The organism is Rhodococcus cercidiphylli, assembly GCF_033042225.1.
In the GTDB taxonomy this organism is placed as follows: Bacteria; Actinomycetota; Actinomycetes; order Mycobacteriales; family Mycobacteriaceae; genus Rhodococcoides.
In genome coordinates this window covers 376,902-393,859 of sequence record NZ_JAWLKE010000005.1, presented here as the reverse complement: position 1 = coordinate 393,859, position 16,958 = coordinate 376,902, and the positions used below count along the sequence as shown (strand labels likewise).

General features: G+C 65.9%; 12 protein-coding genes. 10 read left to right on the top strand and 2 right to left on the bottom strand.

Translation table 11 applies throughout. The features are described 5' to 3' along the window. The first annotated feature begins 64 nt into the window (after positions 1–64). Both R3P95_RS15045 and R3P95_RS15040 read left to right on the top strand, forming a co-directional pair. Positions 65–814: a CoA transferase subunit A gene (locus tag R3P95_RS15045; protein WP_317548680.1), complete on the top strand. Its 750-nt coding sequence runs from the start codon at positions 65–67 to the stop codon at positions 812–814. Next, positions 811–1,494, top strand: coding sequence for a CoA transferase subunit B (locus R3P95_RS15040; RefSeq protein ID WP_317548679.1), 684 nt, complete (start codon positions 811–813; stop codon positions 1,492–1,494). Before R3P95_RS15045 ends, R3P95_RS15040 begins: the two co-directional genes overlap by 4 nt. On the opposite strand, the gene fdhD is transcribed toward R3P95_RS15040, so the two are convergent. Both fdhD and malQ read right to left on the bottom strand, forming a co-directional pair. Further along, positions 1,477–2,316 carry a formate dehydrogenase accessory sulfurtransferase FdhD gene (gene fdhD / locus R3P95_RS15035; RefSeq protein WP_317548678.1) on the bottom strand — a complete coding sequence of 280 codons (840 nt, stop codon included), beginning with the start codon at positions 2,314–2,316 and terminating at the stop codon, positions 1,477–1,479. The two genes, R3P95_RS15040 and fdhD, sit on opposite strands and share 18 nt — an antisense overlap. A gap of 34 nt (positions 2,317–2,350) precedes the next feature. Beyond that, complete coding sequence (malQ, locus tag R3P95_RS15030; RefSeq protein WP_188078680.1) at positions 2,351–4,558, bottom strand: 4-alpha-glucanotransferase; 2,208 nt, start codon at positions 4,556–4,558, stop codon at positions 2,351–2,353. A 149-nt stretch (positions 4,559–4,707) separates the two neighbouring features. Between malQ and R3P95_RS15025 the strand changes: the two genes are divergently transcribed. From R3P95_RS15025 to R3P95_RS14990, 8 genes are all read left to right on the top strand, one after another. Then, positions 4,708–5,139: an ATP-binding protein gene (locus R3P95_RS15025; RefSeq protein WP_149406237.1), complete on the top strand. Its 432-nt coding sequence runs from the start codon at positions 4,708–4,710 to the stop codon at positions 5,137–5,139. Continuing rightward, the gene (locus tag R3P95_RS15020; RefSeq protein WP_037193137.1) at positions 5,139–5,924 is read left to right on the top strand and encodes a SigB/SigF/SigG family RNA polymerase sigma factor; all 786 of its coding nucleotides are present in this window, start codon (positions 5,139–5,141) and stop codon (positions 5,922–5,924) included. The genes R3P95_RS15025 and R3P95_RS15020 overlap by 1 nt, the downstream gene beginning before the upstream one ends. A gap of 28 nt (positions 5,925–5,952) precedes the next feature. Continuing rightward, positions 5,953–7,944 (top strand): prolyl oligopeptidase family serine peptidase, encoded by a 1,992-nt coding sequence (locus tag R3P95_RS15015; protein ID WP_317548677.1) that lies wholly within the window; start codon positions 5,953–5,955, stop codon positions 7,942–7,944. A 9-nt stretch (positions 7,945–7,953) separates the two neighbouring features. After that, positions 7,954–10,632 (top strand): valine--tRNA ligase, encoded by a 2,679-nt coding sequence (locus tag R3P95_RS15010; protein WP_317548675.1) that lies wholly within the window; start codon positions 7,954–7,956, stop codon positions 10,630–10,632. Next, entirely contained in the window at positions 10,629–12,059 is a 1,431-nt protein-coding gene (gene folC / locus R3P95_RS15005; protein WP_317548673.1) for a bifunctional tetrahydrofolate synthase/dihydrofolate synthase, read from the top strand. The genes R3P95_RS15010 and folC overlap by 4 nt, the downstream gene beginning before the upstream one ends. Further along, the gene (locus R3P95_RS15000) at positions 12,056–12,445 is read left to right on the top strand and encodes a DUF4233 domain-containing protein (protein ID WP_094670662.1); all 390 of its coding nucleotides are present in this window, start codon (positions 12,056–12,058) and stop codon (positions 12,443–12,445) included. Before folC ends, R3P95_RS15000 begins: the two co-directional genes overlap by 4 nt. 69 nt (positions 12,446–12,514) lie before the next feature. Continuing rightward, the gene (gene ndk / locus R3P95_RS14995) at positions 12,515–12,928 is read left to right on the top strand and encodes a nucleoside-diphosphate kinase (protein WP_317548672.1); all 414 of its coding nucleotides are present in this window, start codon (positions 12,515–12,517) and stop codon (positions 12,926–12,928) included. 574 nt (positions 12,929–13,502) lie between these two features. Beyond that, complete coding sequence (locus R3P95_RS14990; RefSeq protein ID WP_317548671.1) at positions 13,503–16,874, top strand: translation initiation factor IF-2 N-terminal domain-containing protein; 3,372 nt, start codon at positions 13,503–13,505, stop codon at positions 16,872–16,874. The last annotated feature ends 84 nt before the right edge of the window (positions 16,875–16,958 follow it).

The window sequence follows — 16,958 nt, the reverse complement described above, 5'->3', positions numbered from 1 at the left end:
AGCGAAGTGTTCGCATTGTGGCAAACTGTTCATATTCCGCACAGAATGCTGTAGCGTGCATCTCATGTTGGACAAAGTCGTGGCCAGCGCCACCGAAGCCGTAGCGGACATCCCTGATGGGTCCTCGATCGCCGTCGGGGGATTCGGATTGGTCGGAGTGCCGGAAATACTGATCGACGCTGTGCTCGCGCAGGGTGCGACAGATCTGGAGACCATCAGCAACAACTGCGGAACCGATGGCTTCGGTCTCGGCGTTCTGTTGATGCAGCACCGCATTCGGAGAACCATCAGCTCCTACGTGGGCTCGAACAAGGAATTCGCACGGCAGTACCTGGCCGGAGAACTCGAAGTCGAGCTCACTCCGCAGGGCACGCTCGCCGAGCGGCTGCGCGCAGGCGGCGCCGGGATCCCCGCGTTCTTCACCCCCGCAGGCGTCGGCACCCAGGTCGCCGACGGGGGATTGCCGCTGCGCTACGACGGTAGCGGCGGAATCGCACTGGCCAGTCCGCCGAAGGAGACACGCGAGTTCGACGGCGTCACCTACGTGATGGAACGCGGGATCGTCGCAGATTATGCGCTCGTGCACGCGTGGAAGGGGGACCGTCACGGGAACCTGGTGTTCCACGCCAGTGCGCGGAACTTCAATCCGCCCGCGGCGGAGTCGGGGCGCATCACCATCGCGCAGGTCGAGCATCTCGTCGAGCCGGGTGAGATCGGACCCGACGAGGTGCACACCTCGGGTATTCACGTACAGCGGGTGGTCCACGTCGGACCGGTCGATGTCGGCATCGAGCAGAGGACGGTACGAGCATGAGCGAGAAGATGACCCGCGAACAGATGGCGGCACGGGTGGCACAGGAACTCGGCGACGGTCAGTACGTCAATCTCGGCATCGGTATGCCGACCCTCGTGCCCAACTACATCCCCGACGACGTCTCGGTGATCCTGCATTCGGAGAACGGAGTGCTCGGCGTCGGACCGTATCCCACCGAGGACGAACTCGACGCCGAGATCATCAACGCGGGCAAGGAGACCATCACGGTCCTTCCCGGTGCGTCCTACTTCGATTCCGCGCAGTCGTTCGGAATGATCCGCGGCGGCCAGGTCGACGTCGCCGTTCTGGGGGCGATGCAGGTCAGCGCCACCGGTGATCTGGCGAACTGGATGATTCCCGGGCACATGGTCAAGGGCATGGGTGGCGCGATGGATCTGGTGCACGGAGCGCGACGCGTCATCGTGATGATGGAGCACGTCTCCCGCAAGGGCGAGCCGAAGATTCTGGAGCAGTGCACCCTGCCGCTGACCGGTAAAGGCTGCGTACACAGGATCATCTCGGACATGGCAGTTCTCGACGTCACCGAGAACGGTCTCCGTCTCGTCGAGACCGCACCGGGTGTGTCCGTGGACGAGGTCAGGAACGCGACCGCGGCCGAACTACTGGTCGACGTCGGTCGGGAGTGGAGCCTGCGGAACGACTCAGGCACTACCGTCTGAGACGAGAACGCGGTCGGTGTGGGAGTAGATGTTCATCGACCGGCCGCGGAGGAAGCCGATGACCGTCAGACCGGATTCGGTCGCGAGGTCGACCGCCAGCGAGGACGGGGCCGAGACCGCCGCGAGAATCGGTATTCCGGACATCACCGCCTTCTGGGCCAACTCGAACGAGGCGCGGCCGCTGACCATCAGCACCGTGCCCTGCAGGGGAATTCGATCGTTGGTCACCGCCCAGCCGACGACCTTGTCGACGGCATTGTGGCGTCCGACATCCTCACGCAGGACGAGCATCTCGCCGTCCGCAGTGAACAGGGCGGCGGCGTGCAGGCCGCCGGTCGCATCGAAGACCTTCTGCGCAGCCCGCAACGTGTCGGGTAACCCGGTGAGAGTGTCCGAGGTCACGACGACGGAATCGGCCACGGGGGAATGCTTGGTGCGCAAGCGAATCGCGTCCAAAGATCCCTTGCCGCACACCCCACACGAGGACGTCGTGTAGAAGTTGCGTTCGACGCCGGTCTCGGGCGGAGCGACTCCCGCGGCCAGGGTGACATCGAGGACGTTGTAGGTGTTCGCGCCCTCGTCGTCGACTCCGTCGCAGTAGCGAGCCGCTGCGATGTCGGCTCCCGAGGCGATCACACCCTCGGTCAGCAGGAAGCCGTGAACGAGCTCGACGTCGTGGCCGGGAGTGCGCATGGTGACGGCCAGCGCTGCGCCGTTCACCCGCAACTCGAGCGGCTCCTCCACCACGAGAGTGTCCGGACGTTCGACGCGGTGCTCACCTCGGAGTCGGACAACGGGCCTGCGGGTGGTGATGCGGCCCATCAGTATCGGCCGGATTCGCGGTGACGTGGGTGACTCATTCTTCGATTGTGGACCCCGGTGTTGTTCGGCCGTCGACTCGGTCGGCCATTGCGCTCACCAACGAGACCAGGCGCGGGTGATCGACGAGGTCGTCGACGAGCACACGCTTGCCTTTCGCGTCGGCCAACGGGATCTTCCAGTTCTCGTACTGGGTTTCGTCGGTACCGGGCTGGTTCTGAATTCGGTGTTCGCCGACGGCGTCGACGAGAGCGACACCGATCAGCAGGGACGGGCTGCGCTGGACGAGGCGATGCAGAGCTTCCACCGTCTCGTGGTTGTCGGCGTCGGCACCGAGCAATCCGCGCTCGCGCGCCAGGTCGAGAACTGCCTCGCGCTTGGCTGCGTCGATGTCCTTCTCGGCCTCGATGTCTCGTTCGAGCAGGCCGAGACGGGACCGCAGGTCTATGTGTTCACCCTCGAGGTATCCGGCCGTCGGGGGCAGATCGTGTGTGGTCACCGACGTCAGGCACAGGGTGCGGTAGTCCTCGGGTGCAATGGGCCCGGATTCGTCCGCTTCGAACCACAGGATCGAGGTGCCGAAGATGCCGCGCTCGGTGAGGTACTCCTGCACCATCGGCTCGAAGACACCGAGATCCTCGCCGACCACCACCGCGCCTGCCCGCTCGGCCTCGAGGGCCAGGATACCGATCAGCGCCTCGTGGTCGTACTCGACATACGTTCCGCCGCCGGCATTCTCGGCCTCCTGCGGAATCCACCACAGGCGGAACAGACCCAGGATGTGGTCGACGCGGATACCGCCGGCATGACGAAGGATCGTGCGCAGCATGTCGCGGTAGGGGACGTACGCCAGTTCGCGTAGTCGGTCCGGATCCCACGGGGGTTGGTTCCAGTTCTGGCCCTGCTGGTTGAAGTTGTCCGGCGGCGCGCCCACCGTGACTCCCGACGCCAATACGTCACCGAGCGCCCAGGCGTCGGCTCCGCCGCGCGCCACGCCCACGGCGAGGTCGTGCATGATCCCGATGTCCATCCCAGCATCGAGTGCCGAGCGTTGCGCGGCGGCCAACTGCTCGTCGCAGATCCACTGCAGCCACATGTGGAAGTCGATGCGCTCGGCGAGCTTGGTGCGCTGTTCGAGCACGAAGTCGGTCCGCGGGTGTGCTGCCTTGTCGGTCCAGGCCGAATTCTCGGGTCCGAACTTCTCCGCCAGGGCGCTCCACACCGCGAAATCGCGCAGTCCGGAACCCTCGCGTTCGACGAACGCGCGGAATGCGGATTCGCGCGCCGGGCTCCGTTCCACCTTGTGAACACGTTCCAGGGCACGCAGTTTCGCCGTGAAGGTCGAGTCTCTGTTCAGCTTTCCGGTTCGCTTGTTGGCCTTGTCGAACCGCTTCGCCGCTTTCCGGACCTTGCCGAACTGTTCCGGTGACAGCAGCGCGGTTTCACGAATGTTCTCCACTCGGATGTAGAGCGAGTTGAAGAACCGGCGGGTGGTCGGCAGATAGGGCGACGCCTCGACCGGTGTGGTGGGTCGGTCGGCGTGCAGCGGATTGACGAGGAGATAGTCGAAGCCGTGCTCGCGGCCGACGATGTCGGCCATGTCCTCGAGATCACCGAGATCACCGATTCCCCATGATCGTCTCGATCGCACCGAATACAGCTGGGTGAGCAAGCCCGTCCGCTGCCGATCTGCCAGTTCTGCGTTGGGTGACAACGACTTCGGAGTGACGACCACGACCGTGTCCGACGTCCGGACCGTGTTGTCCTCGCTGATCGTCGTCGCGGTCAGGCTGTGCCAACCGAGCGGTGCACTGCTCGGAACGACGAACGTGGCACGACCGATGAGGCGGCCGTCGACCTCACGGGGATCGACCCAGATGTCGGCCTGGGTCACCTCGATGGTCTCGCCGTCCTCGGAGACCATCGAGACCTCGACCGGATTGCCGTGTGGCACATGGACCCACACCACGGCGTCGGTGCCCTGTGTGGCCACCACCACCGGCGGAAGCAGGCGCCGCCACGGCGCGTTCTCGATGTCGGCCAGAGCTCGGTCGACGTCCTCGGTCGATTCGGTCGCGTAGCCGCGCGCGGCGAGCACCTGACGCAGGGTGTCGTCGCTCACTTCGTGTTCGGTGTCGTCCCAGCCTCGGTACGAGGTCGATGTGCCGAGACGTCGGGCGAGAGAGCGAAGTGCCTGCGAGTAGTCCACACCGATGATCGTGCCAGTTCGCCGCGCCCGCGTCATGCCGGCCGGGCCTTCGTTCACCGGCCACCGCTCCGATCCGAACGACGGGCGGGTCCGGTTGCTCGACTGCCAGGATTGAAACACGCCGCGCTGGGTAGTCTGGGTCGGCGAACGGTAAAACGACTGCTCGGCGACGATAGGAAGTGCGGATGGCTGGGGTCAGCAAGATCGAAGAACTGGAGCGAGGTTCCGGTGCACCGGTCGAGCTGAGGGTGCGCGCCGAGGCCGACCAGCTTCCGGTGGTCCGTGCAGTCGCCGAAACACTCGCAGTGCTCAGCGACTTCACGCTCGACGACATCGCCGACGTCAAGTTGGTCGTGGACGAGGTGTGTTCGCAGTTGATCAAGGGCTCGGTCACCGATGCAGAGCTCTCGTGCACGTTCGCGGTGAGCGACTCCGGAATCCGGATCGTCGTCACCTCCACGTTGACCTCCACATCCGTGCCGAAGAAGGACAGTTTCGGCTGGCACGTGTTGCAGACGCTGACCGACGCCATCGAGTTGCGCGCCGACGACGCCGTCGAGGGCGAGGCCGGTCACACGGTCGCGATCGACGTGGTCAAGCGGAGGAGCAAGGTCTAGTGCCTGTGCCGCACGAACGAAGCACACGGCGAGAGTCCGACGATTACAGCGACGTTGTCGCACTGATCCAGCAGATGCAGGCGCTCGACGAGAATTCACCGCAGCGCCGAGTGCTGCGCGATCGCATCATCACCCGCTGCCTGCCTCTCGCAGAACACATCGCACGCCGCTTCGGCGGCCGCGGCGAAGCACACGAGGACCTGCTGCAGGTCTCACGTCTCGGTCTGGTGAACGCGGTCGACCGATTCGACATAGAACGCGGTTCGGATTTCGTGTCGTTCGCGGTGCCCACGATCATGGGCGAAGCTCGCCGCTACTTCCGCGACGCCGGATGGTCGGTTCGAGTGCCGCGGCGCATGAAGGAACTGAACTCGATGATCTCCCAGGCTGTGGGATCGCTGTCGCAGAAGCTCGGCCGAGCTCCGACCGCCAGCGAGATCGCGGCCGAGCTGGGGATCGACGTCAAGGAAGCCTCGCAGGCTTTGCTTGCGCGCAGCGCGTATCAGACCGTTTCGGTCGACTCGGTGGTCAGCGAGGATCGGTTGCCGCTGATGGACACCCTCGGTGCCGATGATCCCGAACTCGAGAAGATGGAGAGCTACCTCGCGGTGCGGCCTGCACTCGAGAAGTTGCCCGAGCGTGAGCGTCGAATCGTCGTGCTCCGATTCTTCGGGTCGATGACCCAGACTCAGATCGCGGAGAAGGTGGGGATTTCGCAGATGCACGTCTCGCGAATCCTGGCTCGCACGCTCGCTCAGCTGCGTGAGGACCTCGGCGAGGACTGAGGGCGACCAGTAAAGCTAGGCTCGCTGGATGAGTGTGTACGACGACGTCGACGAGTACATCGGAGCCCGTAGGGTCACGGGCCTGGCGGCATCGCACGATTTCTCGCGGGCGGTGGTCGTGGTTGCCGCACTGGACGATTCGCGGACCGAGTACCGAACGTCGTTGTGGGAGATCGATGTCGACGGCGGTTCGCCCGCCCGGCGGATCACCCACGGCGAGTGGGGTGAAAGTGCTTCGGTGTTCACCTCAGCGGGCGATCTGTTGTTCTCTCGCACATCGAGCAAGGACGATCCGGCTCGGCTGTGGATTCTGCCTGCCTCGGGCGGTGAGGCGCGCGTTCTCGAGACCAGGTCCGCCGGTCTGAGCGAGGTCGTGACCGCCCGTTCCGGATTCGGGCTCGTCGGGCTCTCGCCGGTGTTCGGATCGTCGAGCACCGATGAGGACGACGACGCCCTGCGCACCGAGCGCAAGGCGAACAAGGTGGATGCAATTCTGCACACCGGAGTTCCGGTGCGTTTCTGGGATCACGATCTGGGGCCTGCGACGCCGCACCTGTTCGCGGGATCGTCGGACGGTTCGACCGGACTGCGCGATCTGACGTCGGATGCGGCCGGAGCGTTGCACGAAGCGGCCTTCGATGTCGGTGCCGACGGTTCGTTCGTCGTGTCCACCTGGTCCGTCCCCGGCGCTCTGGCGACCGTGCGGACGGTGCTGGTGCGTATCGACACCGCGACGGGGGAGCGTACGACGATCGTCGACGACGTCGATGCCGACCTGGGCGCACCTGCGATCTCGCCGGACGGAGCGTCCGTGGTGTTCGTGCGTGAATCGCTCTCCACTCCCGAGGACGCGCCTCGAATGACGCTGCAGCGCTACGATTTCGAGTCTGCTTCGGTCGTCGATCTCGCTCCCGGCTGGGATCGGTGGCCGATCGACCCGGTGTGGCTGCCGGACGGGTCGGGGGTACTGGTCACCGCGGACGACGACGGCCGGTCCCCGATCTTCGTCGTGCGTGAGGGCGCGGAGCCGCGTCGGCTGACGAACACGAACGACGCGTACACCCACGTCCACGTGTCCTCGGACGGAACCAGGGTGCTGGCCCTCGCCGCGTCGTATCTGGCCGCCCCGCATCCGGTCTCGATCGACCTGTCCGACGGCACCGTCGACGACCTCGACACCTCCGTCGACCGCTGTCCGGTGCCCGGAACTCTCACCGAGATCGACACCGTCGTCGACGACGGTGCTCGGGTGCGCGGCTGGCTTGCACTGCCCGAGGGTGCCTCGGACGCGGCACCCGCACCTCTGCTGCTGTGGGTGCACGGTGGCCCGCTCGGCTCGTGGAACACCTGGTCGTGGCGGTGGAATCCGTGGCTGATGGTCGCGCGCGGGTACGCCGTGCTGCTGCCGGACCCGGCGCTGTCCACCGGGTACGGCCAAGAGTTCGTACAGCGCGGCTGGGGAGCGTGGGGCAAAGCTCCGTTCACCGATCTGATGGCGTTGACCGACGTCGCGGTCGCGCTACCCGAGATCGACGAGACCCGCACCGCGGCGATGGGCGGATCTTTCGGCGGCTACATGGCCAACTGGATCGCCGGACACACCGATCGGTTCGACGCCATCGTCACCCATGCGAGCCTCTGGGCGCTCGATCAATTCGGCCCGACGACCGATGCGCCGTGGTACTGGGCGCGGGAAATGTCTCCGGAGATGGCGGTCGAGAACTCCCCACACCTGTTCGTCGCGGACATCGCGACGCCGATGCTGGTGATCCACGGCGACAAGGACTATCGCGTGCCCATCGGCGAGGGCCTACGGCTGTGGTACGAACTGCTCAGCGAATCCGGCCTGCCCGCCGACGACGAGGGCAACACCGAGCATCGTTTTCTCTACTTCCCGGCCGAAAACCATTGGATTCTGAGTCCTCAGCACGCCAAGGTCTGGTACGAGGTGGTGCTGGCATTCCTGGCCCAGCACGTGCTGGGCGAGAGGGTGTCGATGCCCCGAATCCTCGGCCACTAGAATCGACCGGTGACCAGTTCAGCGCCAGAGCACTCAGAGAACCCCGCCGATTCGATCGACCTGCCCAAGAGCTGGGATCCCAGTGCGGTCGAGGCGGAGCTGTACCGGTCCTGGGTCGACGCCGGGTACTTCGAAGCCGACGCGACCAGCGGCAAGCCGCCCTATTCCATAGTGCTGCCCCCGCCCAACGTCACCGGCAGCCTGCACATGGGCCACGCTCTCGACCACACGCTGATGGACGCGCTCAGTCGTCGCAAGCGGATGCTCGGGTACGAGGTGCTGTGGTTGCCGGGCATGGACCACGCGGGTATCGCCACGCAGACCGTCGTGGAGAAACAACTCGCCGCCGACGGAAAGACCAAGGAAGAGTTCGGACGCGAGGCGTTCATCGACAAGGTCTGGGACTGGAAGCGTGAATCCGGCGGAACCATTGGTGGGCAGATGCGACGCATCGGCGACGGTGTCGACTGGAGTCGAGAGCGTTTCACCATGGACGAGGGCCTGTCCGAGGCCGTCCAGACCATGTTCAAGCGGATGTTCGACGACGGTTTGATCTACCGCGCCGAGCGACTGGTCAACTGGTCGCCGGTGCTGCAGACCGCCATCTCCGACATCGAGGTCAAGTTCGAGGACGTCGACGGCGAACTGGTGTCGCTGCGATACGGCTCGCTCGACGATTCCGAGCCACATGTCATCGTCGCGACCACCCGAGTCGAAACGATGCTCGGCGACACCGCAGTCGCGGTCCACCCCGACGACGAACGGTACAAGGCTCTCGTCGGCACCACCCTCGAGCACCCGTTCACCGGACGGCAGATCCCGATCATCGCCGACGACTACGTGGACCCCGAGTTCGGCACCGGCGCAGTGAAGATCACCCCGGCACACGATCCCAACGACTTCGAGATGGGCGTGCGGCACTCGTTGCCGATGCCCTCGATCATGGACAAGGCAGGCCGGATCGCCGATACTGGTACGCAATTCGACGGTATGGATCGCTTCGAGGCGCGAGTGAAGGTTCGTGAAGCACTCGCTGAGCAGGGCCGCGTCGTCGCCGAGAAGCGCCCCTACCTGCACAGCGTGGGCCACTCCGAGCGTAGCGGTGAGCCGATCGAGCCACGTCTGTCGCTGCAGTGGTGGGTCAAGGTCGACACCCTGGCGAAGGCGGCCGGTGACGCAGTGCGTAACGGCGACACCGTCATTCATCCCAAGAGCCAGGAACCGCGCTGGTTCGCCTGGGTCGACAACATGCACGACTGGTGCATCTCGCGTCAGCTGTGGTGGGGTCATCGGATTCCGATCTGGTACGGACCCGATGGCGAGACCGTCTGCCTCGGACCGGGGGAGACCCCGCCCGAGGGCTGGGAGCAGGATCCCGACGTCCTCGACACGTGGTTCTCGTCCGGGCTGTGGCCCTTCTCGACGATGGGGTGGCCCGACGCCACGGCCGATCTCGAGAGGTTCTATCCCACCAGTGTTCTCGTGACCGGATACGACATCCTGTTCTTCTGGGTCGCCCGCATGATGATGTTCGGCACCTACGTCGGAGCGGACGACGCGATCACCGCAGGCAAGCAGGGGCCGCAGGTTCCGTTCCGAGATGTGTTTCTGCACGGCCTGATTCGGGACCAGTTCGGCAAGAAGATGTCGAAGTCGCGCGGTAACGGCATCGATCCTCTCGACTGGGTCGATCGGTTCGGTGCCGACGCGCTGCGCTTCACGCTCGCTCGCGGCGCGAACCCCGGTGCCGACATGTCGGTCGGCGAGGATCACGCGCAGTCCTCGCGCAATTTCGCCAACAAGCTGTTCAACGCAACGAAGTTCGCGTTGATGAACGGCGCGGCACCGGCAGATCTCCCGTCGCGGTCCGAGCTGACCGACGCCGACCGTTGGATCCTCGACCGACTCGAACAGGTTCGGGCAGAGGTGGATTCGGCGTTCGACCGTTACGAGTTCAGCAAGGCCTGCGAGGCGCTCTATCACTTCGCCTGGGACGAGGTCTGCGACTGGTACCTCGAGATCGCCAAGGTGCAGTTCGCCGACGAGACCATCGCCGTCACGACGCGCGGGGTTCTCGGCAACGTTCTCGACGCCTTGCTGCGACTGCTGCATCCGGTGATTCCGTTCGTCACCGAAACGCTGTGGAAGGTGCTCACCGGCGGCGAGTCGCTGGTGGTCGCCGCGTGGCCCACTGCCTCCACCGATTCGCTGGATTCTGTTGCGGCACAGCGTATCGACGACATGCAACGACTCATCACCGAAATTCGCCGGTTCCGTAGCGATCAAGGACTCAAGCCGTCCCAGAAGGTGGCGGCCCGCATCGTGGGAGTCTCCGAATCGGATCTGGACGGGCAGATTTCGGCGGTCACCGCACTGGCTCGACTGACCGAGCCGGCCGAGGACTTCGCGGCGACGGCGTCGGTCGAGGTGCGTCTCAGCAAGGCCACCGTGGTCGTCGAACTCGATACCTCGGGCACCGTCGACCTGGTCGCCGAGCGGGCCCGACTGGTGAAGGATCTCGCGGCTGCGGAGAAGGAACTCGCGCAGACCACCGGCAAGCTCGGCAACGAAGCGTTTCTCGCGAAGGCACCGGATGCGGTGGTGGACAAGATCAGAACACGTCAGACGATCGCCGGCGAAGAGATCGCACGCATCACGGCGCGGCTCGAATCGATGGGACCTAAGTGACCGAATCCGACGAGGCCCTGCCCCTGCCTCCGCCGAGCCCGGTCGATCTGGCCGAGCTCGCACTCGTGGAGGCCGAGCTCGACAAGCGTTGGCCCGAGACGAAGATCGAGCCGTCGACGGCTCGGATCTCGGCGCTGATGGACCTGCTCGGCTCGCCGCAGAGGGCGTATCCGTCGATTCACGTCGCGGGCACGAACGGCAAGACCTCGGTGACCCGCATGATCGATGCGCTCCTCACCGCGTTCCATCGGCGCACGGGCCGCACCACCAGTCCGCACCTGCAGATGGCGACCGAGCGGATCAGCATCGACGGCAGGCCCATCTCGCCGCGGCTCTACGTCGACACCTACAACGAGATCGCTCCGTTCGTGGACATGATCGACGCGCAGTCCGAGGCTGCGGGCGGACCCCGCATGAGCAAGTTCGAGGTGGTCACGGCCATGGCGTTCGCGGCGTTCGCCGAGGCCCCGGTCGAGGTTGCCGTCATCGAGGTCGGACTCGGCGGGCGTTGGGACGCCACCAACGTCGTCGACGGCGAGGTTGCCGTCATCACCCCGATCGGCCTCGATCACGTCGAGTTCCTCGGCGACGATCTCGCGACGATCGCGGGAGAGAAGGCGGGGATCATCAAGAAGGCACCGGAATCGCTGGTGCCGCGCGATACCGTCGCGATTCTGGCGAAGCAGCAGCCCGAGGTGTCCGAGGTCCTGCTGAGGGCGGCGGTACAGGCGGACGCTGCGGTGGCCCGAGCCGGATCGGAATTCACCGTCCTCGGCAGGCAGATCGCCGTGGGAGGCCAGCAACTGGAACTGCAGGGGCTCGGCGGGGTGTACACCGACGTCTTCCTTCCCCTGCACGGCGAGCATCAGGCGCACAATGCCTCACTCGCACTCGCGGCGGTGGAGGCGTTCTTCGGTGCGGGTCCGGATCGTCAACTCGATCAGGACACCGTGCGCGGGGCGTTCGCAACGATCGTCAATCCGGGTCGACTCGAGCGGGTGCGCAACGCCCCGACAGTGTTTCTCGACGCCGCGCACAACCCGCACGGGGCAGCAGCGCTCGCCGCTGCCCTCACCGACGAATTCGATTTCCGCAAACTCGTCGGCGTCGTCAGCGTCATGGCGGACAAGGATGTCGGAGCAATCCTCGACGCGCTGGAGCCGGTGTTCGACGACATCGTCGTCACCCACAACGGGTCGGCGCGGGCGATGGACGTGGACGCGTTGGCAGACATCGCGGTGGCCAAATTCGGCGACGAACGCGTCGTGGTGGCGTCGACCCTGCCCGATGCGCTGGAAACGGCGATCGGGTTGGCCGAGGAAGTCGCCGAGCCGGGTGAGGCCGTGTCCGGTGCCGGAGTCGTGGTGACCGGATCCGTGGTGACCGTCGGTGCAGCCCGCACTCTGTTCGGAAAGGACCCCGCGTGAGCGAGACAGAGTTCAGACCACCCACGAACGATCCGTGGAAGGGGTTCCGCGGTGTCTGTGCAGGAACGTTGGTACTCGAAGCCATCGTCGTTCTGCTCTCGCTGCCTGTGGTGGCCGTCGTGGGCGGCGGTGCAACGTGGTTTTCGACCACGTACATCGTTCTCCTCGCGGTCGCGATGATCGCAGGCGCCGGCAAGCAGGGTGAGCCCTGGGCGATGAAGTTCAATCTGATTCTGCAGGTGTTCGTTCTGTTCGGAACGGTGTTCCATCTGTCCATCGGCATCGTCGGCCTGATCTTCATCGCCGTGTGGCTGTATCTGCTGTACCTGCGCCGTGACATCACCGAGCGAATCCGACGTGGGATGCTGCCGGGGCAGCGCGACTGACAGGGGAAACCTGTCGGTTTCGGCGATGCGGCGCGCGCCGCATCGCTGTGTTCCATTACTGTTCTCGACGTGACCGACCGCACCCTTGTACTGATCAAGCCCGACGGAGTTGCCCGGCGTTACGTAGGAGAGATCCTCGGCCGCGTGGAGAAGAAGGGTCTGAGCATCGTCGCACTCGAGCTCAAGACCGTCTCCCGCGAACTGGCCTCGGCTCACTATGCGGAGCACGAGAGCAAGCCGTTCTTCCCCGAGCTGCTCGAGTTCATCACGTCCGGACCGGTGGTGGCCGCAGTTCTCGAAGGCCCCCGCGCCATCGCTGCGTTCCGCCAGATCGCAGGCGGCACCGACCCCGTGACCAAGGCGGTTCCCGGCACCATCCGTGGTGACCTCGCCCTCGACGGTCAGCAGAATCTGGTGCACGGATCGGATTCCGTGGAATCGGCCGAGCGCGAGATCGCACTCTGGTTCCCCGGCCTCGCCTGACCGTTCCGTCTTCGACACGAAAAGCACCGCCTCCTTCCAGCCACGCCGCATCCGCTCGGAACCCGAACGGTGCGGCGTGGCGAGTACGCATCACAGCGTGTGGGATACTCGACGACAGATCGACTTCACTGCACCAGTACGTACAGGTTTCACGCTCCACCCGAAGCCCAGGCTTCACCGAAGTTCGCTAGACCGGTGTGGTGTATTCGATCGGATGACTGTCGTCTATCCGCTGCCCGTCATCGCAGATGCTCGAACGAGAGACAGGCTCGTTCGCGTTCTTGCTTGATGATCAGGCGCTCGGATCGCCGGTACACCACCATCCAGCCAGGCACCGCACACGCTGTCGTCGACCACCGAGAACTACGAAGTGGTCATCGGCTCGGGTGCGGAGCGAGACCGAACAGCTGACGTCCAACCCGACGTGAGTACACAAGGATTGCCCTCGCGTGGCCGCGTCACACCCGAAGTCGGATGGACGCGCCCGGGGGCCCGAGGAGACTACGTGGCCGATCAAAGCCCGCCCGAAGATGTACAGAACGCAAACGCAGGTCGTACGGAGCCTCCCGGCGCGGTGTCGTCTGTGGAAACCGACGCGGTGTCGTCGGCGCAACCCGACACGATCGAGCTGCCGACCAGGCTGCGCGTGCACGCTCTTGCAAAGATTCTGGGCGTCACCAGCAAGCAGTTGCTCGTCACCCTCGGTGAGCTCGGCATCGAAGCGCGCAGTGCACAGTCGAGCCTGAGCCGTGACGTCGCTGAGTCCGTTCGTGACTCGGTCAACGCGCCCACAGCGCCCACCGGGGAGACAGTCGAGTCGTCGACTGCCGCGCAGCCGGAGCCGGTTGCGGAGGAACCTGTCGAGGCACCCGCCGTCGAGGCCCCGTGGTCCGAGCCGCAGCTGTTCACCAGCGCGCCCGCTCCGGAGCCGGAGGCCGATCGGTCCGCGGCAGCGACCGATCAGCCCACCGCGACGACGTTCGCCACCCCGCTGTTTCTGCAGCCCGCAGCCGTGGACGCCCCAGCGATGGAATCTGCGGAGTCTCCGGCGGAGCCCCCGGCGCGCCGTCGCCGCAGCCGCAAGGCAGCGCCCAAGGACGAGGTCGCCAGCACCGACAGCGGCGCGGACACCGACGGCAGTGAGTCCGCGGTGACGCCGGAGACTGCTGCACCCGAGACCTCTGCACCCGAGACCTCTGCAGTCTCGACCGACCGGTCCTCTTCCGATGCCGACGAGTCGACCGCCGCCGAGGGGTCGACCGACGGTGACGGGGACGACGATCAATCGCAGCCTCGACGCCGCCGCCGTGGCCGCCGTGGTCGCGGCCGCGGTCGCGGCGAGCAGTCCTCGGACGAGTCGAACGACGACAATTCCGAAGACGATTCCGACGGCGACTCGGAGACCACCGATTCGGCCGACACAGAATCGACCGATTCCGACTCGGACGAGTCCTCGTCGAGTGACGAGCAGCAGTCGAACTCGGGACGACGCTCGCGTCGATCGCGCACTCGCAGCCGTACCTCGGACCGGCAGAACTCCGATTCGACCGATTCCTCCGACGACACGCGCACCGCGGACTCCTCGGCCGAGGACGGCGACGACGAGTCCGATTCGGGTGCCCAGGACAATTACGACGACTCCGACAACGGCGGTTCGGACGGAGACGGCTCGAGCCGTCGTCGTCGACGCCGTCGCCGGCGCAAGACCGGAGCAGAGGCCGCTGCCGAGGGTGCCTCGTCCGAGGACGATCCGCCCAACACCGTCGTGCACGAGCGCGAGCCGCGCAACAAGAGCCGGGCACCCCGGGACGAGGTCCAGGGAATCACGGGCTCGACGCGTCTCGAGGCCAAGCGCCAGCGCCGCCGCGACGGGCGCGATGCCGGTCGTCGTCGGCCGCCGATCCTCACCGAGTCCGAGTTCCTGGCTCGCCGCGAATCCGTTGACCGCGTCATGGTCGTGCGTGAGAAAGCGACTCCGGATCACCCGCTGACCACTCAGGTTGCCGTGCTCGAAGACGGTGTGCTCGTCGAGCACTTCGTCACCAGCAGTGCCACTGCGTCGATGGTCGGCAACGTCTACCTGGGCCGCGTTCAGAACGTGCTGCCCAGCATGGAAGCAGCCTTCATCGACATCGGGCGTGGCCGCAACGGCGTGCTGTACGCGGGCGAGGTCAACTGGGACGCTGCGGGGTTGGGCGGAAACTCACGGAAGATCGAGCAGGCTCTCAAGCCCGGCGATCAGGTTCTCGTCCAGGTCAGCAAGGATCCGGTGGGGCACAAGGGTGCTCGCCTGACCACGCAGCTGTCGCTCGCGGGTCGATTCCTCGTCTACGTGCCCGGCGGAAGTTCCACCGGCATCAGCCGCAAGCTGCCCGACACCGAGCGCAAGCGGCTCAAGGAGATCCTCCGCGACATCGTGCCTCCCGAGGCCGGCGTCATCATCCGCACCGCAGCGGAGGGCGTCAGCGAAGAAGAGCTCGCACGCGACGTGACTCGCCTGCAGGCGCAGTGGGCCAGCATCGAAGAACGCTCGGCCAACGCCGAAACCGGCAAGGGCGTGCAACCACAGACGCTGTACGAAGAGCCCGACATGCTCGTCAAGGTCATCCGTGACCTGTTCAACGAGGACTTCTCCAAGCTCGTCATCGAGGGCGACAAGGCGTGGACGACGACGTCGAACTACGTCGAGACCGTGGCCCCGGACATGATGGAGCGGTTGCACCGATACGAGGCCGACGGCAGTTCCGTCGACGTCTTCGCCGCGCACCGCATCGACGAGCAGCTGGCCAAGGCCCTCGATCGCAAGGTTTGGCTGCCGTCCGGCGGCACCCTGGTGATCGATCGCACCGAGGCGATGACCGTCGTCGACGTCAACACCGGCAAGTTCACCGGGTCGGGTGGCAATCTCGAAGAGACGGTCACTCGCAACAACATCGAGGCCGCCGAGGAAGTCGTGCGCCAGATGCGGCTGCGAGACATCGGCGGCATGATCGTCGTCGACTTCATCGACATGGTGCTCGAGTCCAACCGCGATCTCGTACTCCGACGACTCACCGAGTCCCTCGGACGCGACCGGACTCGCCACCAGGTCTCCGAGGTGACCTCGCTCGGTCTGGTGCAGATGACCCGCAAGAAGCTCGGCACGGGGCTCGTCGAGGCGTTCTCCACCACGTGTGAGCACTGCCAGGGTCGTGGCATCGTCGTGCACCCGTTCCCCATCGACGCCAAGCCGGACAACGACGGCGGTCGGTCGAACTCGTCGCGTTCGGAATCGGGCAACTCGGGAACCAGCAGCAGGCGTCGTCGTGGCAAGGACAACAAGGCCGACGGCAACGATCGGTCCGACGGCAACGAGCGGGCCTCCTCGAACGATCGTGCCGGTGCGGCAGACGGTCAGGAACACCCCGTGGTCGATCCGTCGATCAAGCGGGCGCATCCGGTGGCACTGGCCATGGCGGCGCACCACGACGACGTGGTGGCCGACGTCAGCCCCGCCGATGTCGAGACACCGGCCCCCGAAGCTCCAGGCGGCAACGCCGAGGTGACCGTGGTCTCCGCCGACGATGTGGAGGTTGCGGCCGCTGCGGTCGCCGACGCGGAGACGAACGTCACGGCAGCCGATGCGGCCACCGAGACCGAGGCCGAACAGCCTTCCGTCGAGCCGGCGGCACCGAAGGCTCGACGCGGACGGCGGGTGGCGCGCAAGGCAGCCGCGCCGACCGGCACAGCGCCCGACGCGGGCATGGTGATCGTCGTTCCTGCCGCGGACGACTCCGCGGACGCCACGGCCTCCGACCAGGCGGGGACGGCACCCGACGAGGCGGCGGCTCCGCTCACGGCGGCGGCCGAGCAGTCCGTGGAGCCGGTGGAGGTGCCGGCGGCACGTCCTCGCAGACGGCGCGCAGCAGCGCGGCCTGCAGGGCCTCCGGTGGACATCGATGCCTAGCAGCGCGGGGCAGTTTGACCCTGGCCGTCTCTCTGCCGTAACCTTGATAAGTCGCTCCCGGTGACACCGTTCTGCTGTGCCGTA